This window comes from Pseudotabrizicola sediminis, from assembly GCF_004745575.1.
Taxonomy (GTDB): Bacteria; Pseudomonadota; Alphaproteobacteria; order Rhodobacterales; family Rhodobacteraceae; genus Pseudotabrizicola; species Pseudotabrizicola sediminis.
In genome coordinates this window covers 300,064-321,486 of the sequence record NZ_RPEM01000002.1, presented here as the reverse complement: position 1 = coordinate 321,486, position 21,423 = coordinate 300,064, and the positions used below count along the sequence as shown (strand labels likewise).

At 64.3% G+C, this 21,423-nt stretch carries 22 protein-coding genes; 6 read left to right on the top strand and 16 right to left on the bottom strand.

From position 1 onward, the window contains the following. The first annotated feature begins 34 nt into the window (after positions 1–34). Entirely contained in the window at positions 35–1,462 is a 1,428-nt protein-coding gene (locus tag EEB11_RS04195; protein WP_135429158.1) for an FAD-binding oxidoreductase, read from the top strand. Continuing rightward, on the top strand, positions 1,459–2,667 hold the full coding sequence (locus EEB11_RS04190) for an MFS transporter (protein WP_167852650.1): 1,209 nt from the start codon (positions 1,459–1,461) through the stop codon (positions 2,665–2,667). The genes EEB11_RS04195 and EEB11_RS04190 overlap by 4 nt, the downstream gene beginning before the upstream one ends. Here the strand turns inward: EEB11_RS04190 and EEB11_RS04185 are convergent. Both EEB11_RS04185 and hemC read right to left on the bottom strand, forming a co-directional pair. Continuing rightward, the gene (locus tag EEB11_RS04185; protein ID WP_135429156.1) at positions 2,648–3,415 is read right to left on the bottom strand and encodes a BUD32 family EKC/KEOPS complex subunit; all 768 of its coding nucleotides are present in this window, start codon (positions 3,413–3,415) and stop codon (positions 2,648–2,650) included. The genes EEB11_RS04190 and EEB11_RS04185 overlap by 20 nt on opposite strands. 54 nt (positions 3,416–3,469) lie before the next feature. Beyond that, complete coding sequence (gene hemC / locus EEB11_RS04180; RefSeq protein ID WP_135429301.1) at positions 3,470–4,414, bottom strand: hydroxymethylbilane synthase; 945 nt, start codon at positions 4,412–4,414, stop codon at positions 3,470–3,472. Positions 4,415–4,501: 87 nt separating this feature from the next. On the opposite strand from hemC, the gene hemE reads away from it, so the two are divergent. Then, entirely contained in the window at positions 4,502–5,533 is a 1,032-nt protein-coding gene (gene hemE, locus EEB11_RS04175; RefSeq protein WP_135429155.1) for a uroporphyrinogen decarboxylase, read from the top strand. Positions 5,534–5,663: 130 nt separating this feature from the next. On the opposite strand, the gene EEB11_RS04170 is transcribed toward hemE, so the two are convergent. Genes EEB11_RS04170 through hemF form a run of 3 tightly spaced genes read right to left on the bottom strand, consistent with a single transcriptional unit; the run spans position 5,664 to position 7,515 of the window. Continuing rightward, positions 5,664–6,035, bottom strand: coding sequence for a hypothetical protein (locus EEB11_RS04170; protein WP_135429154.1), 372 nt, complete (start codon positions 6,033–6,035; stop codon positions 5,664–5,666). A gap of 5 nt (positions 6,036–6,040) precedes the next feature. Next, positions 6,041–6,649 carry a LysE family translocator gene (locus EEB11_RS04165; protein WP_135429153.1) on the bottom strand — a complete coding sequence of 203 codons (609 nt, stop codon included), beginning with the start codon at positions 6,647–6,649 and terminating at the stop codon, positions 6,041–6,043. Next, on the bottom strand, positions 6,640–7,515 hold the full coding sequence (hemF, locus tag EEB11_RS04160) for an oxygen-dependent coproporphyrinogen oxidase (protein ID WP_135429152.1): 876 nt from the start codon (positions 7,513–7,515) through the stop codon (positions 6,640–6,642). Before hemF ends, EEB11_RS04165 begins: the two co-directional genes overlap by 10 nt. A 114-nt stretch (positions 7,516–7,629) precedes the next feature. On the opposite strand from hemF, the gene EEB11_RS04155 reads away from it, so the two are divergent. Next, entirely contained in the window at positions 7,630–8,037 is a 408-nt protein-coding gene (locus tag EEB11_RS04155) for a hypothetical protein (protein WP_135429151.1), read from the top strand. A gap of 3 nt (positions 8,038–8,040) precedes the next feature. Here EEB11_RS04155 and EEB11_RS04150 read toward each other — a convergent pair whose 3' ends face one another. The 3 genes from EEB11_RS04150 to clpS are packed head-to-tail and all read right to left on the bottom strand — an operon-like array spanning position 8,041 to position 10,208. Beyond that, positions 8,041–8,847, bottom strand: a complete 807-nt coding sequence (locus EEB11_RS04150) for an SDR family NAD(P)-dependent oxidoreductase (RefSeq protein ID WP_135429150.1) — start codon at positions 8,845–8,847, stop codon at positions 8,041–8,043. A 29-nt stretch (positions 8,848–8,876) separates the two neighbouring features. Further along, the gene (locus EEB11_RS04145; protein ID WP_135429149.1) at positions 8,877–9,863 is read right to left on the bottom strand and encodes a class I SAM-dependent methyltransferase; all 987 of its coding nucleotides are present in this window, start codon (positions 9,861–9,863) and stop codon (positions 8,877–8,879) included. Between the two features lie 24 nt (positions 9,864–9,887). Next, positions 9,888–10,208 (bottom strand): ATP-dependent Clp protease adapter ClpS, encoded by a 321-nt coding sequence (gene clpS / locus EEB11_RS04140; protein ID WP_103332763.1) that lies wholly within the window; start codon positions 10,206–10,208, stop codon positions 9,888–9,890. 158 nt (positions 10,209–10,366) lie between these two features. Between clpS and EEB11_RS04135 the strand changes: the two genes are divergently transcribed. Together EEB11_RS04135 and EEB11_RS04130 are read left to right on the top strand one after the other, a co-directional pair. Further along, positions 10,367–11,083 carry an HAD family hydrolase gene (locus EEB11_RS04135; RefSeq protein ID WP_135429148.1) on the top strand — a complete coding sequence of 239 codons (717 nt, stop codon included), beginning with the start codon at positions 10,367–10,369 and terminating at the stop codon, positions 11,081–11,083. Between the two features lie 164 nt (positions 11,084–11,247). Beyond that, a complete protein-coding gene (locus tag EEB11_RS04130) occupies positions 11,248–13,008 on the top strand; it encodes a D-alanyl-D-alanine carboxypeptidase family protein (protein WP_245298763.1) in 1,761 nt (586 codons plus the stop codon). A gap of 189 nt (positions 13,009–13,197) precedes the next feature. On the opposite strand, the gene ccoS is transcribed toward EEB11_RS04130, so the two are convergent. From ccoS to ccoN, 8 genes are all read right to left on the bottom strand, one after another. Continuing rightward, positions 13,198–13,371 carry a cbb3-type cytochrome oxidase assembly protein CcoS gene (gene ccoS / locus EEB11_RS04125; RefSeq protein ID WP_135429147.1) on the bottom strand — a complete coding sequence of 58 codons (174 nt, stop codon included), beginning with the start codon at positions 13,369–13,371 and terminating at the stop codon, positions 13,198–13,200. Continuing rightward, a complete protein-coding gene (locus tag EEB11_RS04120; RefSeq protein WP_135429146.1) occupies positions 13,371–15,587 on the bottom strand; it encodes a heavy metal translocating P-type ATPase in 2,217 nt (738 codons plus the stop codon). The genes ccoS and EEB11_RS04120 overlap by 1 nt, the downstream gene beginning before the upstream one ends. A 4-nt stretch (positions 15,588–15,591) precedes the next feature. Continuing rightward, positions 15,592–16,050 (bottom strand): FixH family protein, encoded by a 459-nt coding sequence (locus EEB11_RS04115; RefSeq protein WP_135429145.1) that lies wholly within the window; start codon positions 16,048–16,050, stop codon positions 15,592–15,594. Continuing rightward, on the bottom strand, positions 16,051–17,484 hold the full coding sequence (gene ccoG, locus EEB11_RS04110; RefSeq protein ID WP_135429144.1) for a cytochrome c oxidase accessory protein CcoG: 1,434 nt from the start codon (positions 17,482–17,484) through the stop codon (positions 16,051–16,053). Positions 17,485–17,748: 264 nt separating this feature from the next. Beyond that, a complete protein-coding gene (ccoP, locus tag EEB11_RS04105; protein ID WP_135429143.1) occupies positions 17,749–18,627 on the bottom strand; it encodes a cytochrome-c oxidase, cbb3-type subunit III in 879 nt (292 codons plus the stop codon). 4 nt (positions 18,628–18,631) lie between these two features. Then, positions 18,632–18,832 (bottom strand): cbb3-type cytochrome c oxidase subunit 3, encoded by a 201-nt coding sequence (locus EEB11_RS04100; protein WP_135429142.1) that lies wholly within the window; start codon positions 18,830–18,832, stop codon positions 18,632–18,634. An 11-nt stretch (positions 18,833–18,843) separates the two neighbouring features. Continuing rightward, positions 18,844–19,593: a cytochrome-c oxidase, cbb3-type subunit II gene (gene ccoO, locus EEB11_RS04095; protein WP_135429141.1), complete on the bottom strand. Its 750-nt coding sequence runs from the start codon at positions 19,591–19,593 to the stop codon at positions 18,844–18,846. Between the two features lie 15 nt (positions 19,594–19,608). Beyond that, the gene (ccoN, locus tag EEB11_RS04090) at positions 19,609–21,207 is read right to left on the bottom strand and encodes a cytochrome-c oxidase, cbb3-type subunit I (RefSeq protein WP_135429140.1); all 1,599 of its coding nucleotides are present in this window, start codon (positions 21,205–21,207) and stop codon (positions 19,609–19,611) included. Positions 21,208–21,423 lie beyond the last annotated feature (216 nt).

Below are 21,423 nucleotides of genomic sequence, written 5' to 3'. Positions count from 1 at the left end.
CCCCGGCCCCGACGGCCCGGGTGAGGACCGTCCCATGACCCTGATTGATGATCTGACAACGCTGCTTGGCCCCGCCCATGTGCTGACCGGCGGTGATATGGACCGCCACGCGCGGGACTGGACCGGAGCCTATCCGGGAGAGCCTGTTGCTGTGGTGCGGCCCGGTGATACCGCGCAGGTCGCGGATTGCGTGACGCTTGCCGCCCGGCATGGGGTGCCGGTGGTGCCGGTGTCGGGCAATACCGGGCTGGTGGGGGGCACTTATACCAAAGGCGGGCTGATGATCAGCCTGGAGCGGATGAACCGCATCCGCGATCTGAACCCTGCCGCACGCACGGCCACGGTAGAGGCGGGGGTGATCCTGTCGGCCCTGCATGATGCGGCGGCGGCGCAGGGGTTGTATTTTCCGCTGTGGTTCGGCGCGCGCGGGTCGGCGATGATCGGCGGGGTGCTGTCGACCAATGCGGGCGGGTCAAACGTGCTGCGCTATGGCTCGACCCGGTCCTTGTGTCTGGGGCTGGAGGTGGTGCTGGCCGACGGGCGGGTGCTGAACCTGATGTCGGCGCTGCACAAGGACAACTCGGGCTATGCTTTGCGGGATCTGTTCATCGGGGCCGAGGGCACGCTGGGCATCATCACTGCGGCGGTGATGAAGCTGGTCCCTGCCCCGCGCGCCCATGCCACGGCCACGCTGGCGCTGGGCAATCTGGCGGATGCGACGGTGCTGCTGAACCGGCTGCAAGAGGCGTCGGGCGGGCTGGTCGAGGCGTTTGAATTCATGCCCGCCAGCTATTCCCGCCGTCTGGCACAGGTGCGGCCCGATCTGGGCTTGCCGTTCGGCGAGGTGCCCGAGGTGACGATCCTGACCGAGCTGGGCGCGACCTCGCCCGCCTTGTGCGAGACGCGGGAGGATGGGTCGGTGCCGCTGACCGACCTTCTGGAAACCACCGTGGCGGGTCTGATGGACGAGGGGCTGATCACGGATGCCATCGTCGCGCAATCCGAGGCGCAGCGCGGCGCGATGTGGGCGCGGCGCGAGGCGGCGGCCGAGATCACCTTTGCCAGGCGCCCCTTCGTGGACACCGATATTGCGGTGCCGCTGGACCGGGCGGCGGATTTCCTGACCGAGATCCACAAGCGCCTGCAAGCAGTGGAACAGGCGCATGAACCCATGACGGTGGCGCATCTGGGCGATGGCAACCTGCATTTCACCGCCTTCCCGGTGGACGGATCGAAAGCCACCTATGACCGCGTGATCACTATGATCGAGGATGTGGTCGCGACCTTGGGCGGCAGTTTTTCGGCAGAGCATGGCGTGGGCCTGTCCAAGCGGCCATCCATGGCGCGGCGCAAGGACGGCGTGGCGCTGGATGTGATGCGCGCGGTCAAGGCGGCGCTGGACCCTGCGGGGGTCATGAACCCCGGCAAGGTTATTCCGGCAAAGGACAGCGACGCATCGTGACAGCGCTTCACACGGTTTTTGCCACGCCGGTGTTTCGCATGCTGGCGGGGGTGATCGGGTTGATGGGGCTGATCAATGCCTCGCTTTACCCCTATCAGTCGCTGATCGGGATCGAGGTTCTGGGCCTGCCCGAGGCGGCGTTTGCGCTGGTTCTGGTGCTGGCCTCGGTTGTGGCGGTGGTGACATCAGTGCTGTTGGGCATTCTGTCGGACCAAAAGGCGAACCGGCGGCGACTGGCGATGATCACCGCGCTGATCGGGGCGCTGGGTGCTGCACTGATGGTGTTTGCGCCCGGGCCGGTCAGTTTTGTGCTGACCAACGGGATTTTGCTGCCGGTTGCGTCGTCGATCTTTGGTCAGGCCTTTGCGCTGAACCGGCTGGCCAGCCAGGGCTTTCCCGATCAGCGTGAGGGCATACAGGCGACCGTGCGGGCGGCGATGTCGGTGACATTCCTGTTGATGCTGGTGTTCTGGACCTTTGCCTTTGGTTGGGGCGCCGATGTGATGCTGACCTATGCGACCGGGGGCTTGGCCAGTCTGGCACTGCTGGCGCTGATCTGGGGCTATTGGCCGCGTGACGGGCAGACCGGCTGGGCCGATCAGCCATCGGGTCTGCGGCTGGGTGCGGCGCTGGCGCAGCTGGCGCGGCCCGAGGTGGCGCTGCGGCTGCTGTGCCTTGGGGCGGTGACGTCTTCGGGTGTGCTGTACATGATCCTTGCGGCACTCGTGTTTTCCGAAACGCCGGGGCGGACGGCGGCGGATACCGCGCTGTATGTGGGTCTGGTGGCGGGGTGGGAGGTGCCGTTCATGCTGCTCTTGCCGCGCTATCTGGCGCATGTACCCCGGCCCACGCTGATTTTCTGGGGCACGGTGCTGTATGTCAGCCACCTGATCGCGCTGCCGTTTCTGGCGGAGTCGGCATGGATCTGGGCCATGACGCTGCCGGCGGGTCTGGGTGGGGTGGCGATGCTGATTTTGCCGATCTCGTATTATCAGGATCTGATGGTGGGGCGGCCCGGCACGGCGGCGTCAATGCTGGCGCTGCAAAAGCTGGTGGCCGATGTGATCGCGGCGCTGGCCTTCAGCGCGGGGCTGGCCATTGGCGGCTATGCGTTGACGGCGGCCCTGGGCGGCGGCATCGCCATTCTTGGCGCACTGGGGCTGTGGCTGGCGGACCGGGGGCGGATCAACCCGGCGCTTGCGTGACCCGCGCCAGATAAGCCAGCGTGGGCGGTATCGCCTGCACATCCTTTGACGGGGTGCTGATGCGGGCCACGCCGCGCGCCAGAGCGCCAAGCGGTGCCATCAGCCGCACCAGCCGCGCCACCGCGCGCCACAGCCCGGCCGGGGCGGCGGCGCGGTAGGCGTTCAGCGCGGCATCGAGTTCCGGGCCGGGGGCGATACCCCGGTCATTTGCGAACCAGCTGTGGGTGAAGATCACCACATCCAGCGCCCGCACCATCCGGCTGCGCCTGCGGTTGCGAAATCGTTCAAGGTCGATCAACCGCAGCTCGCCCCGCTGCCAGCAAAAGTCACGCAAGGCAGGCCGGCCATGCGAAAACCCGGCGCGGTGCAGACCCGCCAGCGCGGCCCCTGCGGCGGCAAAGGCGGCGATGCGGTCAGGCATGGGATGGGTCGTGTCTTTCAGCAGGGTTGACAGCGTGGGGCCAAGATCGGGCAGCAGCAGGTAATCGGGGCCTTCCGCCATCACCTGCGCCACCGGCACGCCGCGGGCGTGCAAGAGCCGCAACGCCTCGCGTTCGGCAACAAAGGCCGACAGGCCATTGCCCTTTTGCAGCCGCATCCGGCCTGTGGCCTGTTCGACCCGCTTCAGCCAGACCCGCCCGCCACCCGGCAGCGCCAGCGCCTTGATCCGCTGCGGCGGCTGCGACAGGGCGGCTTGCAGGGCAGTCGCCACGGGTTTGGGCAGGGGAGTGTGGTCAGGCTCGGTCATCACCGGAATGTAACACCGGGATGACAGAAATTTAAGGGGTAGTAACGACCCGGCTCAGCGCCAGCTGAAAAATCCGGCGGGGGCCTTGGCCAGCAGCTCTTTGGCCAGGTCGGTGCCCAGTGCGGCGGCATCCGATACCGGCCCCCTGCGCTGCCCGGTGATCGATTCCGACCCGTCAGGCCGCAGGATCTCGCCGCGCAGATGCAACGTACCGCCGTCCAGCGTGGCCAGCCCGGCAATCGGGGTTTCACACGATCCGTCCAGCGCAGCCAGCATGGCGCGTTCGGCGGCAAGGCGCAGGCCGGTGGGGGTATCGTGAATCGCGGCCAGCAGGCTGGCAGTCGTGCTGTCCGCCATGCGCCGTTCGATGCCGATGGCCCCTTGGGCCACAGCGGGCAGCATGTCTTCGGTCTCGATCGCCGAGCGGGCCATATGGGCCATGCCCAGCCGATTCAGCCCGGCCATGGCAAGGAAGGTGGCGACGGCGACGCCATCTTGCAGCTTTTTCATCCGGGTCTGTACGTTGCCGCGAAACTCGACCAGCTGCAGATCGGGCCGTTTCAGCCGCAACTGCGCCCGGCGGCGCAAGGACGACGAGCCGACGACCGCGCCTTGCGGCAAATCGGCCAGACGGGCCACATGCGGGCTAACAAAGGCATCGCGCACATCTTCACGCGGCAGGTAACAATCGAGGATCAGCCCATCTGGTTGCAGCGTGGGCATGTCTTTCATCGAATGCACCGCGATGTCGATGCTGCCATCAAGCAGGGCCTCTTCAATCTCACGCGTGAACAGGCCCTTGCCGCCGATGTCTTTGAGCGCCTTGTCCAGGATCTGGTCGCCCATCACCTTGATCACGCAGATTTCAAAGGCGGGTTCGGGCAGGTCAAACGCCGCCATCAGGCAGCGCCGCACCTCATGCGCCTGCCAAAGGGCAAGCGGCGATCCACGGGTTCCGATCTTGAGGGGTTGGGCGGGGGAGGGCAGGTTTTGCGTCATGGGGACAGGCATACTACTGTCATCTTTGCCTGACAACTCTTGACAACGCGGGGCGCGCATCGGACCCATGGGGCAAAGGAGCCCCATATGACCGAAAAGACCATCCTCCGCGCGCTTGCCGGCGAAACCCTTCCCACCCCGCCGATCTGGATGATGCGTCAGGCGGGGCGGTATCTGCCCGAGTATCGCGCAACGCGGGCGCAGGCCGGGGATTTCCTGTCGCTGTGCTACAATCCCGAACTGGCCGCCGAGGTCACGTTGCAGCCGATCCGGCGCTATGGCTTTGATGCGGCGATCCTGTTTGCCGACATTCTGCTGCTGCCCCAGGCGCTGGGGCCGAAGCTGTGGTTTGTCGAGGGCGAGGGCCCGCGGATGGAAACCACGACCACGATGGACCAGGTCAGGGCGCTAAAGCCGGTGAGCGCCATCGACGAGACGCTGTCGCCGATTTATGAAACGGTGAAGATCCTTGCCCGCGAACTGCCCGCCGAGACCACGCTGATCGGCTTTGCCGGGGCACCGTGGACGGTGGCCACCTATATGATCAACGGGCGCGGATCGAAGGATCAGGCGGCGTCGCATGCCTTGATGCGTGAAGACCGCGAGACGTTCACCGCCATCCTTGACCGGATTGCCGAGGCGACGGTGGAATACCTGTCGGCACAGATCGAGGCCGGGGCCGAGGTGGTCAAGCTGTTCGACAGCTGGGCCGGCAGCCTGAAAGGGCAGGATTTCGAAGATTTCGCTGTGGCCCCCACCGCCCGGATCATCGCGGCGCTGAAGGCGCGCCACCCGGATACGCCGATCATCGCCTTCCCGCGCGAGGCGGGGAATGGCTATGTCGGCTTTGGCGCCAAGACCGGGGCGGATTGCGTGGCGGTCGACGACAGTGTGACGCCGGAATGGGCGGCGGAGCATGTGCAGAAAGATGGCTGCGTGCAGGGCAACCTTGCGTCGCGCCACATGGTCACCGGGGGCGACGATCTGGTGCGCGAGACCCGGAAGGTGGTCGATGCGTTCCGCAAGGGTCCGCATATCTTCAACCTGGGCCACGGCATCACGCCGGATGCCAACCCCGACAACGTGCAGTTGATGATCGACACGGTGCGCAGCGCCTGAGCCGGTGGGGGTGGCGGGGTAAACCCCGCCCTACCGTTTGTGATCCGGGCGGGGGTGCCAGGTCTGCGCTGACACCTGCGGCTTGGGTAGGGCGGGGTTCACCCCGCCGCCCCTGTCAGGCCACGCGCCTTCAGGCTTTGAAAATCGGGCCGTAGATCGCGCGCAGCGCCTCCAGCGCTTGTTCGGCGTCTTCGGTCTGTGGGCCGATGCGGATGGCGATGGTGGCAGCCCAACCGAAGCTGGCGATGTGGTCGGGGTGGATGGTGACGGTGAGGCCGCGTGCATCCTGGATGATCGACTGCACCGCGTCTTCGGCCCCGAAATCTTCGTCGTTCACCGCGAACCAGACCGGCCCGCCGCCAAGCGGCTGCCGGAACAGGGCATAGGGCTCGTCTTCTTCTTCGCCTTGCGCAAAGCCTATGAACAGCATGCCGTCTTCTTCATCTTCGACAACCGAAGCGTAAGCGGCATGGATGGTGATGTCGGGCGTGGGAAGGGTCATGCGGGTCAGGTCCTTGTGAACAGCCAGAGCGCCACGGCAACCAGAGCAAGCGCCATAATGCGCCGGGTTAGCCTGACACGGTCGCCTTGCGCAAGCCATCCGGCGGCCGTGCCTGCGGCCGTGACGATGCCGCCATGGATCAGGGTGGCGACGGCGACAAAGGTGAAGGACAGCGTCGACACCTCGGCAAAGCGGGCAGTGGGGGAGAGAAAGCCGGGCAGCACGGTGACGTAGAACACGGCAGCCTTGGGGTTCAAAAGGTTGGTGATCAGGCCGCGCCGGAACTGCGCAAAAGCCGAGGCCCCCGGCTCTGCGCCGCCCTCATGCGAATCGGCACCGCGCCATGTGTCCCATGCGATCCACAAAAGGTACGCGACCCCGGCCCAACGCAGGGCCTGATAGGCAAGCGGTTGCGCCTGCAACAAGGCGGCAAGCCCAAGCGCCGCCAGCAACCCGATCAGCGACAGCCCCAGACAGACGCCCGCCACGACGGCATAGCCAAGGCGGCGGCCTTCGGTGGCGGCCAGCAGGGCCAGCCAGGCCATGTTGGGGCCGGGCGTCAGCTCGATCAAAAGCGACGTGAGCGCAAAGGCAGGAAGCTGGCTCAGGTCCACTTGGCGATGGGCGGCAGGCTCATCAGCACGGCATTGGCATCATGGCCGGTTTCCAGCCCGAACTTGGTGCCCCGGTCGTAGACAAGGTTGTATTCGGCATAAAGCCCGCGATGGACCAGTTGCGCCTCGCGGTCGGCATCGGACCATGGGGTGGCGATGCGGCGTTCGGTCAGCGGCACGAAGGCGGGCAGGAAGGCAGAGCCCACGTCTTGCGTGAAGGCGAAATCGGCCTCCCACGAATCGGAATCGCTGCCGCCGGTGTTGAGGTCGTCATAGAAGATGCCGCCGACCCCACGGGCACGCCCCCGGTGCGGCACGAAGAAGTATTCATCCGCCCAAGCCTTGAAGCGCGGGTAATAGGCCGGATCGTGGGTGTCGCAGGCGCGTTGCATCTCGGCGTGGAAATGCGCGGTGTCTTCGGCATATTCCAGTGCCGGGTTCAGGTCGGCGCCGCCGCCGAACCACCACGCGTGGGGCGTCCAGAACATACGGGTGTTCATGTGGACGGCGGGGCAATGCGGGTTGACCATATGGGCGACAAGGCTGATGCCAGAGGCCCAGAACCGGGGGTCGCTGTCCATGCCCGGTACGCCGCGTGCGGCCATGGCCTTTTGTGCGCGTTCGCCAAGCGTGCCATGCACTTCCGACACGTTGACGCCGATCTTTTCGAACACCCGGCCACCGCGCATCACGCTCATCAACCCGCCGCCGCCATCGGCGCGGGTGGTGGGGGTGACCTCGAACCGGCCGGGGGTGCCGGTGCCGTGGCTGTCTTCCAACGCCTCGAACGAGGCGACGATGCGGTCGCGCAAGGTGCGGAACCATGCTGCGGCACGGGTCTTTCGGGCATCAAATTGGTCGGTCATTGGTTGGTCCCCTCGCCTGTTGCCCCTGCCTAGCAAATGGCTGCCGCCGCGCCAACATGGCATTTGCCGCAGAGGGCGCATATACTGTTGGTCCAGCAACCCCGGGAGGATTCCATGCGCCGAAGTCTTGTTGTTCTGGTGCTGCTTGCCGCCTGTGGCACACCGCAAGAGCGCTGCATCGCGCGTGAGACGCGGGACGTGCGGGTGCTGGACCGGCTGATCGTGGAAAGCGAAGGCAATCTGGCGCGCGGCTATGCACTGGAAGAGGTGGTGACCTATCGGGATCGTTGGGTTTATTGCCCGCGCCCTGCCCCCCTGCCCGCCGCAGAAGGGGAACCTGCGCCACCACCGCCACCGCCGCAGCTGTGTCTGGATGAGGTGCGCGAAACCTCGACCCGGCCTAAAGCGATTGATCTGCGGGCCGAAGCGCACAAGCTGGCGTCGATGCAGGACAAGCGCGCGAGCCTGCTGCGCGCGGCGGGGCCGGGCATTGCGCAATGCCGGGCGGAATTTCCGGAATAGCGGTCAGTAGGCGGGGATGACCACGCGGTCGAGCAGACCGCGCCCGCCATCCACCCGCAGCACCTGCCCGGTCATGAAGCCCGACGCGTCGGAGGCCAGAAACTGCATCACCTCGGCCAGTTCGTCGGGCGAGGCGATGCGGCCCAGCGGGGTGCCGTTGACGATAGAGTCGCGCCAGTCGGGCGAGTCTTTCAACGATGCCTGCAGGCTGGCGCTCATTACCGAGCCGATGGCGACGGCATTGACACGGATGCCCCTTGGCGCAAGCGCCACGGCCAGCGACCGGGTCATCTGATCCACCGCGGCAGAGGCGATGGAATAGCCCAGCAGGCCGGGCTGGGTCTGGCAGCCGGCAATCGAGGAAATATTGATGATCGCGCCGATCAATCCTTCGGCTTGCGCTTTTTCCGCCTGCGCGATCATGCGTTTGGCGGTCATCTGCGACAGGCGCAGGCTGGTCATCACGTTTTCCTGCCACAGCATTTCAACCGCGTCGTCTTCGACGTTCAGCGGATCTGACACCGCCATGCGGCGGCTGGCGTTCACCAGAATGTCGACCCGGTCAAAGGCGTCAATGGTGGCTGACAACAGGTTGGCGATGGTCAGCTTTTGCCGCAGATCGCCGGTGAACATGCGCACCGGGCCTTCGGCGCGGGCCTCGGCGCCCAATTCTGCCGCCAGCGTGTCTTCGTCGATGTCGACGAACATCACATTTGCGCCCTTGGCCTGAAAATGGCGGGCGACGGCCAGGCCGATGCCTTTGGCCGCCCCGGTGACGATGGCGGTTTTGCCGGTGATGGAAAGGGACATGCGTTCCTCGGGGTTGGGGAGGGTTTTGGCTAGCGTGCCCGGACCGGGTGGCTGGCGCGGGTCAACCGGAAGGCAGGGTCAGTGCCGATGTCTTCGACCTGCCGGAACAGGGTTGTCAGCGGCTGATGATAGGGCAAATGGCGGTTGGCGACCAGCCAAAGCGTGCCATCAGGCACCAGCATGGCTGCCGCTGCCCGTAGAAACGCCACACCCAGCGCGGGGTCGGCATCGCGCCCGGTGTGGAACGGCGGGTTCATCACCACCGCATGCGCCGGGCGTTGCGGTTTGAAGCTGCGGGCGTCGGCCCAGTGAAACCGGGCGCGCGAATCCTCGACATTGACCTGCGCGCAATCCAGCGCGTCCTGCTCTGCCTCGACCAGATCCAGTTCCGTCACGGTTGAGCGGGTGAGGATGGCGCGGGACAGATAGCCCCAGCCGGCACCAAGGTCGATCACGCGGGCACCCAGCTTTTCCGGCAGTGCCTGCGCCAGCAGGACCGACCCGCGATCGGGCGCATCGGCAGAGAACATGCCCGGCAGGGTCTGAAAGCCACCGTCGATCAGGCGGGGGCGGGCATCCCACCCGGTCAGATCGGCCCCGGCCTGCAGCACGAAGATCTTGCCATGCGCCTTTGACAGCGGGCCGGACATCGTCAGCCCCATGGCGCGGCAATCTTTCAGGATGCTGTCGATGCCATCGGTTTTCTGACCATCCACCGCGACCGGGCCGCCCGGCACCACCTCGACCATGGCGCGCGAGATCAGGGCGCGGGCGGCATCGCGCGACCGGGGCAGACAGACGATGGCGGCGGCATAGGGCGGGCCTTCTGCCGCCTGATAGCCACGGGCATTGAACCATTCGGCATCGGGGCGGAACCCGGTAGAGACATGGACGCGGGCAATGGAAATGCTGGAAAGATCATCGCCTTCGCGGGGGCGGTAAATGACGACCGGCCCGTCCGGCGGTAGGACAAGGGCACCGCTTTCAAGCGCGAAATCAAGGCGTGCAGAGCGCATATACGGGCGGAACAGGCGCGGGGCCTATTCCTTCTCCATCGTGCATTGCAGGGGGTGTTGGTGGCGGCGGGCGAAATCCATCACTTGTGCCACCTTGGTTTCGGCCACTTCAGCGGAAAACACACCCACAACGGCGAGGCCCTTCTTGTGGACGGTCAGCATGATTTCAAACGCCTGAGCGTGGTTGAGACCAAAGAACCGTTCCAGCACATGCACCACGAATTCCATTGGCGTGTAGTCATCGTTCAGAAGCATCACCTTGTACATCGGCGGACGCTGGGTGCGGGTCTTGGTCTTGGTCAGCAGCCCCGCGTCATCGCCCGGCCCATCGGTCTTGTCCGACATGGAATGGGGAAAGTGGGTCACGGGCGGTGCCTCATGCTAAGAAGATTCGGTTGGCTGGGTTCATCGCGCAATATAGAGGATTTTTGGCAATGGGAAAGGGCATCCCCCACAGGATTGCGACAAAGAGGTAAAGCGGGCATGAACCACGGCACGCAGAAATGACAAAGACCCTGACCACGATCGGGTTTGATGCAGATGATACCCTGTGGCAGAACGAGGCGTTTTTCCGTCTGACACAGGCACGCTTTGCCGCGCTGCTGGCTGATTATGCGGCGCAGGATCATCTGGAAGACCGGCTGCTGGCGGCAGAGCGGCGCAACCTTGGGCACTATGGCTTTGGGGTGAAGGGCTTTGTCTTGTCGATGATCGAAACCGCCATCGAGGTGACGGATGGCAAGGTGCCTGCATCTGTCATCAGCGATCTGATGGCGGCGGGGCGCGAGATGCTGCGCCATCCGATCGAGCTGTTGCCCCATGCGCGCGACGCTGTTGAAGCGCTGGCCGGGGATCACCGGCTGCTGCTGATCACCAAGGGCGATCTGCTGGATCAGGAACGCAAGCTGGCGCAATCGGGTCTGGGTGATCTGTTCGACGGGGTGGAGATTGTGTCGGACAAGACGGCGCGGGTCTATGCCGCGATCTTTGCCCGCCATGCAACGCAGCCCGCGCAGGCGATGATGGTGGGCAATTCGCTGAAATCCGATGTGCTGCCGGTGCTGGATGTGGGCGGATGGGGCGTGCATGTGCCGCATGGCCTGACCTGGGCGCTGGAGCATGCCGAGGCCCCGCAGAACCATGCGCGCTTTCATTTGTTGCCCGATCTGCAGGGGCTTCCCGATCTGGTGGAAAAGCTGCAAGGCAGCCACAAGATATAGGGCGGGTGCGCAGGGAACCGCCTGTTTTGCCACAAGGTGAGGATAAAGACCAAACCCCTTGAATTTCCGGGGTTTTGCGGAATCATCTGCTGTGTTAGCGTTGCCGCAAATCACGCCCCACAATAACAATCGGGGCGGGCAGTGGCAGAGCAAGGAACTTCATCGTGACAACGCTTATGGGGCGATACGCCCGCAATTTCGTTTGTCTGGTGGCATTTATCGTGGTGGCGGCTTGTTCGTCATCGCAGCCGTCAGGTGCAGCACCCTATGCCGCAATCGTACAAGACGCCCGAACGGGTGAAATCCTGCTTGCCGAGAATGCCGACACAAGGCTGCATCCGGCATCGCTGACCAAGATGCTGACGCTGTACATCGCGTTCGAGGAAATCCAGCGTGGGCGGTTGAGCCTTGATACCATGGTCACGGTATCAAAAAATGCAGCATCCAAACCGCCATCGAAGCTGGGGCTGAAGGCGGGGCAGAAAATCTCGGTCCGCCATCTGATCCGCGCGGCGGCGACCAAATCAGCCAATGACGCGGCCTCGGCGCTCGGCGACCATATCGGCGGATCAGAGGCCGGGTTTGCCCGGCGGATGGATGCGACGGCCAAGGCACTGGGCATGCGCAATTCGACCTTCAAGAACGCAAACGGGCTGACGGCCAGCGGGCACCTGTCGACCGCGCGCGACATGAACACGCTGGGGCGGCGGTTGTTCTTTGATTTCCCCCAATATTACAACATCTTCTCGCGCCGTTCGACCGATGCCGGCCTTGCCACGGTGCGCAACACCAACAGCCGGTTTCTGGACGCCTACAAGGGTGCTGACGGGATCAAGACCGGCTTTACCAATGCCGCCGGGTTCAACCTGACCGCATCGGCGGAACGCGGGAATGTGCGGATCATCGCCACGGTGTTTGGCGGCACGTCGACTGCGGCGCGCAATGCCAAGGTGGCGCAGCTGCTGGACATTGGATTCAAACGCGCCCCGGCAAATGCGCCCACCCAAGTGCCGCAAGCCCCGTCCTATTCAGCGCATGTCGAAGCGCTGATGGCCGAAGCCGATGGGTTGCCGGAGGTTGAAGGCGGCGCGGGCAAGACGATTCGCCTGCAGATGGCCGTGGCAAAATCGCCCCGTCCGGCGGCGCGGCCGGATGCCGGACGCGTGGCCGCGACCGAACTGGCGGTGGCCGCGATTGAAGACAGCATCGCGGCGGCTTTGGCCGAAGCGGTGGCCGCACCGCCACCGCCCGGCACGCTGGATGCCCAGGCGGTTGCCATGGCCGATGGCGCGGCAGTGACCGGGCCCGCGATTGCGCCGCCGCCCCCACGGCCCGAGTCGCTGGTGGCAGAGGTTGTGGCCACAGAGGCCCCGGCGCAGGTGGTTGTGGCCGCTGCGGTTGACGTGCCCCCGAACACTGCGCCAGAGGCCGGAACGCTGGACGCACAGGTCGTGGCGCTGGGTGGCGCGGCGACGTTGGATGGTCAGGCTGAACAATTCGCAGCGCTGCCTGACGGCGGGATGGTGGACGACGGGTTGATGGTCTCTGCACCGGTGCAGGTGGCGGCCATGGCCATGCCTGCCCCGCCGCCCGCGCCGAAACGCAATGCGCCGATCTTTGACCGCGTGGCTGATGCCCCGCAGGCGCAACCGATGGACGAGCCGGTGGTGATCCGGCTTTCCACCTCAAGCGCGCGGCACTGGGGGGTGACTCTGGGACGGTTCAATTCGCGTTCCGAAGCGGAGCGGTTGCTGCTGAAGACGCAGCTGGCCGAAAGCGCAACGCTGAACGACGGGCTGCGCAAGGTGGTTCAGCGCGGCGGCGGTTATGAGGCGAATTTCATGGGGCTGACGCAGGATCAGGCTGATCTGGCCTGCCGCCGGTTGCAGGCCCGTGCGGTGCAATGCTTTGCGATGGGCCCATGAAGGCGGCGTGGGGTTGGGTTTAGCCCCCTACCCCAGACATGGCTTGCAGCGGCAGTCGTGAGTCGTGGGGCGATGAACGCTGTCAGACGCCGCCGGCGGATGTGATTTGCAAGCAGCAATGCGGCATCGTGATCGCTTTGGCGGGCCGGGCTGCTCGGCAACCGCTGACCCTGCGAAGGTGAAGACGCCTTAAGGCTTCGGCTCTTCCGGCTTTGGCTTGTCGTCGTAATCCTTGGTCAGGATGCGATTGGCGTCGCCTTCGGGGTCGTCGAATTGCTTGGTGCGCATGGCCCAGAAGAAGGCGGCCAGGCCGAGGCCGCCAAGGATCAGCGAGACCGGGATGAGCAGGCCGAGGATTTCCATTATTTCAGTCTGAGTGCGTTGAGCGAGACGGTGATCGACGACAGCGACATCGCCAGTGCCGCCGCCAGCGGTGTGGCAAGGCCAACCAGCGCCAGTGGCACAGCCACCACATTGTACAGCGCCGAGATGCCGAAGTTTTCGCGGATGCGCTTGGTTGCTTGCCCGGCGATGCGGACGGCATCGGCGATGGGAGCCATATCCTGCCCCAAGAGCACGATGTCAGAGGCCACGCGGGCGGCATCGAGCGCCGAAGCGGGCGAGATCGAGACATGTGCGCCGGCAAGGGCGGCGGTATCGTTCAGGCCATCGCCCACCATCAGCACCTTGTGGCCCGCGGCGGTGAGTTGCGCCACGGTTTGCGCCTTCTCGGCAGGCAATGCGCCTGCGGTCCAGTCGGCAATTCCAAGCCGGTCGGCCAGCGCGCGCACTGCGCCCGGCGCATCGCCTGAAATCAGCTTGATGGTCTTGCCCTGCGCCTTCAGCGCGGCGATGGCGGTTTCCGCGCCGGGGCGCAGACGATCTGCGAAGGTAAAGGCGTGCGCGGGGCCGGTGCCGGTGCACAGGTAGGTAGCGGTTACATCCAGCCCCTGCCCGCCGCACCATTCGGCGCGGCCAAGGCGGACGCGGGTGCCGTTCCAGACACCCTCGACCCCGTAGCCGGGGACTTCACGGATGTCTTCGACCCGCTCGGGGCGCAGGCCATCACGGCGCGCAGCTTCGGCGAGGGCCATGGCCAGCGGGTGCGAGGAGGCGCTTGCAAGCGCATAGGCCACCTCGGTCGCGGCGCGGGGGTGGGTTTCCATATTGGTGGGTTCCGGCATGCCCATGGTCAGGGTGCCGGTCTTGTCGAACACCACGGTATCCACCTCGGCCAGACGTTCCAGCGCGGTGCCTTGTTTGATCAGCAAGCCCTTGCGAAACAGCCTGCCGCTTGCGGAGGTCACCACGGCGGGCACGGCAAGGCCAAGGGCACAGGGGCAAGTGATGATCAGGACGGCGGCGGAAATGTTGATCGCGTAGCGCAGATCGCCGCCGGTCTGCCACATCCAGAAGCCAAAGGCGGCAAAGGACAGGATATGGACCAGCGGGGAGTAGAGGGCTGCGGCGCGTTCGGCCAGGCTGGTGTATTTCGTGCGGGCGGATTCGGCGACGGCGACCAGATCGGCCATGCGGTGCAGGCTGCTGTCCTTGCCCGCCGCTGTCACCCGCAGGGTGAGCGGGCCGGTCAGGTTCACTTCGCCTGCCGAGACGATGCTGCCGACACCGGCATAGACCGGCAGCGATTCGCCGGTCAGCAGCGAGCGGTCGAGTTCTGAGGTGCCTTCGGTGACCACGCCATCGACCGGCATCCGGCCACCGGGGCGGACGCGGACCAGATCGCCCACGGCAACGTCGGTGATGCCGACCACGGATTCCACCCCGTCGCGCAGGACGGTGGCGCGCGGGACCTCCAACGCTGCCAGTTCCTCGGCGGCAGAGCGGGCCACGGCGCGGGTGCGGTGGTCGAGATAGCGGCCCAGCAGCAGGAAGAAGGTCAGCATCACGGCGGCGTCGAAATAGGCGTGATGGCCGGACATCCATGTTTCAAACAAGGAGATCGATGAGGCGAGAATCAGCGCGAGGCTGATCGGCACATCCATGCCGAGCCTGCCCGCACGCAAGCTGCGCCACGCGGACTTGAAGAAGGGCTGGCCAGAGAACACCACGGTGGGCAGGGCAATGACGGCGGATATCCAGTGGAACATGTCGCGCGTGGCATCCTCGGCCCCCGACCAGACGGCCACGGACAAGAGCATGATGTTCATCATGGAAAAGAACGCCACACCCAGCCGCATCAGCAGATCGCGGCCCTGACGGTCGGTTTCGGTGCTGGACAACAGGCCGGGGTCAAGCTCATGCGCCTCATACCCGGCACGAGCGGCGGCGGCGATCAGGGTATCGGCGGTGACGGAGGCGGCGGCATCGACGCTGATGCGTTTCAGCGTCAGATTCAGGCGGGCCGAGGTGACGCCGGGCACCGCTGCCATCGCGCGTTCAAGCGTCGAGATACAGACGGCGCAATGAGCCAGCGGCACCGACAGCATCAGCCGTGCCGATGCAGGCTGGGCCATCTGGGCCAGCCGTTCCGCCGAAGGGGCAGCAACGCAGGCCGGGCAGGCCGACAGGCTGGCGCGCATCGGATCGGGCGGGGTCAGTGGGCCTGCGGCGACGGTCATGGCCTTAGCCTTTTACCATGATGCTGACGCGCTGCGAAAACAGCGTGCCATCGACGGCGCGGGCCTCAACCCGCAGCAGCCACTTGCCGGGTTCCAGATCCAGTGGGGTGGTCCAGAGGTTGGCGGCATAGGTAAAATTCGGTGTCTGGTCGTCGCGCGCGGCGGTGGAACGGCCGACCAGCACTGACAGATCGGTGATCTGTGCCGGCTGGCCATCGGAATCAGTGAAGGCCAGATAGAGCCTGCGGTCAGCGGCATCGTAGTCTGGCGTCATCGTCCAGTTCAGCTCCTGCTGCGCGGCGCGGATGGTGTCGAACTTCTGGCTGGCGACATAGGAATTCTTGACCTCCAGCCCCGGAAAGGTGCTGACGGCCTTGTAGGCCATCAGGAAATTGACCGCCATGATCACGCCAAAGAAGCTGACCATGACAATCGCCATCTTGCGCCCGGTGAATTCGGTCATTTATTCGTCCTTTCCATTGAACACGGTATCATGATGGACCCGGTTCGTTGTGCCCAGTTCTTCAAACCACATCCTGACCTGTGTGCGGTCTTCGCTGGCGGGCTGTGATCCGCGCGGGGCGTTCAGATAGACCCGCTGCGACAGGGTTTCGTTTGCGTTGACCGTGACCGACAGGCCCGACAACCCCTCCAGTTCCGCGCGCATGCCCGAATCGAAGGGGACCGAGATGGTGAACACGGCATCTGCCCCCTGCTTGTTGCGCAGCCGCACGTCATAGGCGTTGCGGATCGTGCCGTCGGACAGGGTGACAAAGGTCGGGTTACGCACCGGGGTGACGTTCACGTCGATGGGCGAGCGCAGGAACAGCGCCACGATCAGCCCGGCACCGATCCCGGCCCAAAGTACAGTGTACAGCATGGTGCGCGGGCGGAACACGTGTTTCCAGACCGAGATCGGGGCGTCGCCGCCGCGTTCGGCGGTTTCATCCGTCAGCGCCATATAGCCGATCAGGTCGCGTGGGCGGCCGATCTTGTCCATCGTGTCATTGCAGGCGTCGATGCACAGCCCGCAGGTGATGCAGGCCAGTTGCTGACCATCGCGGATGTCGATGCCCATCGGGCAGACGTTGACGCAGGCCATGCAGTCGATGCAGTCGCCCTGCCCTTCGGGGATCTTTCCCTTGTGCAGGCTGCCGCGCGGCTCTCCACGCCAGTCGCGGTAGGCGATGGTCAGGGTGTCTTCGTCCATCATGGCGGCCTGAATGCGCGGCCACGGGCAGGCGTAGATGCAGATCTGTTCGCGGGCAAATCCACCAAAGGCAAAGGTGGTGGCGGTCAGGATCAGGATGGTCAGATAGGCCACCGCGCCGGCCTGCCCGGTAAGCAGATTGCCAAGCAGGGTCGGCGCATCGGTGAAGTAGAACACCCACGCCCCGCCAGTGGCCATGGCGATCAGGAACCAGGATGTCCATTTCACCGCGCGCTTGCGGACCTTTTCACCATTCCACTTTTGCCGGTGCAGACGGATTCGGGCGTTGCGGTCGCCTTCGACCCAGCGTTCGACCAGGATGAACAGATCGGTCCAGACCGTTTGCGGGCAAGCATAGCCACACCAGACCCGCCCCGCAGCACTGGTGAACAGGAACAGGCCAAGGCCGGCCATCACCAGAAGGCCCGCGACGAAGTAGAATTCGTGCGGCCAGATCTCGATCATGAAGAAAAAGAACCGGCGATGCGCCAGATCGAGCAGAACCGCCTGATCGGGCATATTGGGGCCACGGTCCCATCTGATCCACGGCGTGATGTAGTAGATGCCCAGCATCAGCCCCATCAGCCACCATTTCAGGCTGCGGAACCGGCCATAGACGCGGCGCGGAAAAATCGGCTCACGCGCGGCATAAAGGCTGGGGGGTTCGGTGGCGTCTGGGCTGCTCACGACGTGGCTCCGATGTCTGGCTTGGTCTTTGGCCTTACTGCACCAAAGCGTCGGGCAGGGGATTGACCTGAATCAAAATGCGTATCGCAGATGCAGGTTTCGATGTGGCACATAAGCGCGGCAGGGCTTCGGAAGTAGGGAGATCATCGGGGGGGTGACGGAACGCCGCATCGCATCAGATGAGGCTGGGGTGCGGGGCAAGCTCCTGCGGCCCTGACGGAACCCCCGGACAAGGCTGTGACCTTGCCCGGGGACTGTGCGTGTTTACTGACCACCACCGCGGCTGTGGACATACAGTGCCACGGCGCGAATTTCGTCTTCGGGCAGTTTGTCGTTCCAGCCGGGCATCACACCAAAGCGGGCGTTGACGACCGAATAGGTCACGGCGTCGCGCGAGCCGCCATAGAGCCAGATCGCATCGGCCAGATTGGGCGCGCCCTGGGTGACGTCGCCCGAACCGTCTTCCATGTGGCAGGCGGCGCAATTGTCCAGATAGACAGCCTCACCCGCCGCGGCCAGCGTGGCGTCATGGTCCTGCCCAGACATCTGCAGGACATATTCCACGACTTCGGCGACCTGCGGACGTTCCAGAATCTCATCCGCGCCAAAGGCGGGCATCTGTGACCAGCGCGCATCCGGGTGCGTGGTGTTGCGGATGCCATGGGCAATGGTGGCGTAGATGTTTTCCACATCGCCGCCCCAGAGCCAGTCATCATCCAGCAGGCTGGGGTATCCCTTGCCCTCAATCCCGTTGGCGCCCGACCCGTGACAGGTGGTGCAATTGGTGCGGAACACGGCAGCCCCGGCATTCTGGGCAAAGGACATCAGGTCAGGGTTGGCTGAGACCGTTGTCAGATCGGCATCGACCAGCGCCTGTTTGATGGTGGCGTTGGCGTCATCAAACCGCTTGATCTCTGCCACCACATCGGCGCGGGTCGAGGCCCCGAGCAGCCCCGGGGTGGCCTTGGTGATCATCGGCCACGCCGGATAGGCGATGGAATAGCCGATGCCCCAGACGATGGTGGCGTAGAACACCCAGACCCACCAGCGCGGCATCGGATTGTCGAGTTCTTCGATTCCGTCCCAGATGTGGCCAGTGGTTGGCACATCTTCGGGCTTTTGCGTTACTTTCTTGGCGCACATGGTGTCACGCCTCCTTTACGTGGGGCTTGGAGTCATCCGCCGGGGCGGGTGTCTTGTCATTCCGGAAGATCGAATTCGCGACATCGTCATGCACCTTGCGGCTGCCGGGGCGGAAGGCCCAGACGATCACCCCAAGGAAGATGAGGAACAGCGACAACAAGGCCCAGCTGTCGGCAAATTCACGCAAGAAGCTGTAGGTTTCCATATCGGCCCCCTTTACCGGCTGGCGTCTGGCGTGAAGGTCGAGAAATCGACCATCGTGCCAAGGACTTGCATATAGGCGATCAGCGCATCGGCTTCGGTCAGCTGGGGCTGGCCATCAAAATTGCGCACGTTTACGTCGGCCCCGTTCGGCACCGCCGCCGCGCCATAGCGCGACTGCAAGCCGGAAGAGTCGCCGTTGGGATCAACCTGCGCCATGAAATCGGCGCGGGCGTTTGCGATCATGTCTTCGGAATAGGGCACGCCGACCATTGCATGGGTGCGCACCACATCTTCCATGTATTTCCCGTCAATCTCGCGGTTGAACAGGAAGCCATAGGGCGGCATCAGAGATTCCGGCACCACCGATTTGGCGTTCATGAAATGATCCTGATGCCATTCGTCGGAATAGCGCCCACCCACCCGGGCCAGATCCGGCCCGGTGCGTTTGGAGCCCCACTGGAACGGGTGATCATACATCGATTCCGCCGCAAGGCTGTAGTGGCCATAGCGCTCGACCTCGTCCCGCATCGGGCGGATCATCTGGCTGTGGCAGTTGTAACAGCCTTCGCGCAGATAGATGTCACGCCCGGCCAGTTCCAGGGGGGTGTAGGGGCGCACCCCTTCGACCTTTTCGATCGTGTTCTCAAGATAGAACAGCGGAACGATCTGGACCAGACCGCCGATGGACACAACCAGCAGGCTGAGCACCATCAGTAGCGTGGCATGGGTTTCGATTGCCTTGTGTTTGTCAAGAAAAGCCATTGTCCTGCCCTCCGGTCATTCAGCAGGAACAGCCGCATGTGACGTCACCTTGGCAGGTTGCGCACGCACGGTCATCCACAGGTTATAACACATGATCAGACCACCCGAGAGGTAGAGTAGCCCCCCCAGCATCCGCACCACATTCATCGGGTATTTGGCGGCCACGGTATCGGCAAACGCGTTCACCAGATAGCCGTTGGCATCGACTTCACGCCACATCAGGCCTTCCATGATGCCCGACACCCACATGGCGGATGCGTAGAGCACGATGCCGATGGTGGCGAGCCAGAAGTGCCAGCTGACCAGTTTGAGGCTGTAAAGCCCGCCACGGTTCCACAGGCGCGGGGTCAGGAAGTAGAGCGCGCCAAAGGTGATCATGCCGTTCCAGCCTAAGGCGCCGGAATGCACGTGGCCGATGGTCCAGTCGGTGTAATGCGACAACGAGTTCACGGCCTTGATGCTCATCATCGGGCCTTCAAACGTCGACATGCCGTAAAAGCCGATGCTGACCACCATCATCCGGATCACCGGGTCGGTGCGCAGCTTGTCCCAGGCGCCCGACAGCGTCATCAGACCGTTGATCATGCCGCCCCAGCTTGGCATCCACAGGATGACCGAGAACACCATGCCAAGGGTCGAGGCCCAGTCGGGCAGCGCGGTGTAGTGCAGGTGGTGCGGACCGGCCCAGATGTACAGGAAGATCAGCGCCCAGAAGTGGATGATCGACAGCTTGTAGCTGTAGACCGGGCGTTCGGCCTGTTTTGGCACGAAATAATACATCATCCCGAGGAAACCGGCGGTCAGGAAAAAGCCCACCGCGTTGTGGCCATACCACCACTGGATCATTGCATCCTGCACGCCAGAGGTGACCTGCACCGATTGCGAGCCGAAGAACGACACCGGAATGGCCATGTTGTTCACCAGATGCAGCATGGCAATCGTGATGATCATCGCCAGCAGGAACCAGTTGGCTACGTAGATGTGGGGTTCCTTGCGCTTCATCAGCGTACCGGCGAACACCGCAAGGAAGGCAACCCAGACCACGGTGATCAGGATGTCGACATACCAGACGGGTTCGGCATATTCCTTGGACTGGGTGCCGCCAAGCACATAGCCGGTCGCCGCAAGCACGATCACCAGCTGCCAGCCCCAGAACACGAACCAGCCCAGATTGCCGCCCCACAGCCGCACGGCGCTGGTGCGTTGCACGATGTAGAACGACGACATGATCAGCGCGTTGCCGCCAAAGGCAAAGATCACCGCACTGGTGTGCAGCGGGCGCAGGCGGCCAAAGTTGCCCATACCCTGCAATGCCTCGAAGTTCAGCCAGGGCCACGCAAGCTGGCTGGCGATCACCACGCCGACCAGAAATCCGACGATGCCCCAGAACGCTGTGGCAATCACGCCAGCGCGCACCACCCCGTCCATATATTCGTTGCGGTTGATGATTTTCACCTCGTCCATGCCGCGCAGCACCACCAGAAAGGTGATGCCAGCCGCCAGCATGATGGTCACCGCGTTGACCAGGTAAGCCAGGTCACGGGCGTAATTGGCCGCTATTGCCGCACCTACGGCAAGCAGGCCAAGCACGACCAGTTTCAGATAGTCCCACATATCGCGTCCCTTCGTCTTTGGCTGGATCCGCCCCCGGGATGATTCGGGGGACTGTCCGCGCGCTTTCCGACTGAACGTCTTGTGCGGGAGAGGGCGACAGGTGGTCCTTGATCCATATCAATCAAGGCTGACCTTCTATTTGATTAAGGTCAATGCGACGTCATCACTCAGCCCACAATATCTGCGACAGGACCGGAACTCAGGGACACCGGCAAG

What these genes read in the sequence shown, in the direction of transcription:
- EEB11_RS04195 (WP_135429158.1), top strand. Translation starts at nt 35, where the DNA reads ATGACCCTGATTGATGATCTGACAACGCTGCTTGGCCCCGCCCATGTG.
- EEB11_RS04185 (WP_135429156.1), bottom strand. Translation starts at nt 3,415, where the DNA reads ATGACCGAGCCTGACCACACTCCCCTGCCCAAACCCGTGGCGACTGCC.
- hemC (WP_135429301.1), bottom strand. Translation starts at nt 4,414, where the DNA reads ATGACGCAAAACCTGCCCTCCCCCGCCCAACCCCTCAAGATCGGAACC.
- hemE (WP_135429155.1), top strand. Translation starts at nt 4,502, where the DNA reads ATGACCGAAAAGACCATCCTCCGCGCGCTTGCCGGCGAAACCCTTCCC.
- EEB11_RS04170 (WP_135429154.1), bottom strand. Translation starts at nt 6,035, where the DNA reads ATGACCCTTCCCACGCCCGACATCACCATCCATGCCGCTTACGCTTCG.
- hemF (WP_135429152.1), bottom strand. Translation starts at nt 7,515, where the DNA reads ATGACCGACCAATTTGATGCCCGAAAGACCCGTGCCGCAGCATGGTTC.
- EEB11_RS04155 (WP_135429151.1), top strand. Translation starts at nt 7,630, where the DNA reads ATGCGCCGAAGTCTTGTTGTTCTGGTGCTGCTTGCCGCCTGTGGCACA.
- EEB11_RS04150 (WP_135429150.1), bottom strand. Translation starts at nt 8,847, where the DNA reads ATGTCCCTTTCCATCACCGGCAAAACCGCCATCGTCACCGGGGCGGCC.
- EEB11_RS04145 (WP_135429149.1), bottom strand. Translation starts at nt 9,863, where the DNA reads ATGCGCTCTGCACGCCTTGATTTCGCGCTTGAAAGCGGTGCCCTTGTC.
- clpS (WP_103332763.1), bottom strand. Translation starts at nt 10,208, where the DNA reads ATGTCGGACAAGACCGATGGGCCGGGCGATGACGCGGGGCTGCTGACC.
- EEB11_RS04135 (WP_135429148.1), top strand. Translation starts at nt 10,367, where the DNA reads ATGACAAAGACCCTGACCACGATCGGGTTTGATGCAGATGATACCCTG.
- ccoS (WP_135429147.1), bottom strand. Translation starts at nt 13,371, where the DNA reads ATGGAAATCCTCGGCCTGCTCATCCCGGTCTCGCTGATCCTTGGCGGC.
- EEB11_RS04120 (WP_135429146.1), bottom strand. Translation starts at nt 15,587, where the DNA reads ATGACCGTCGCCGCAGGCCCACTGACCCCGCCCGATCCGATGCGCGCC.
- EEB11_RS04115 (WP_135429145.1), bottom strand. Translation starts at nt 16,050, where the DNA reads ATGACCGAATTCACCGGGCGCAAGATGGCGATTGTCATGGTCAGCTTC.
- ccoP (WP_135429143.1), bottom strand. Translation starts at nt 18,627, where the DNA reads ATGTGCGCCAAGAAAGTAACGCAAAAGCCCGAAGATGTGCCAACCACT.
- EEB11_RS04100 (WP_135429142.1), bottom strand. Translation starts at nt 18,832, where the DNA reads ATGGAAACCTACAGCTTCTTGCGTGAATTTGCCGACAGCTGGGCCTTG.
- ccoO (WP_135429141.1), bottom strand. Translation starts at nt 19,593, where the DNA reads ATGGCTTTTCTTGACAAACACAAGGCAATCGAAACCCATGCCACGCTA.
- ccoN (WP_135429140.1), bottom strand. Translation starts at nt 21,207, where the DNA reads ATGTGGGACTATCTGAAACTGGTCGTGCTTGGCCTGCTTGCCGTAGGT.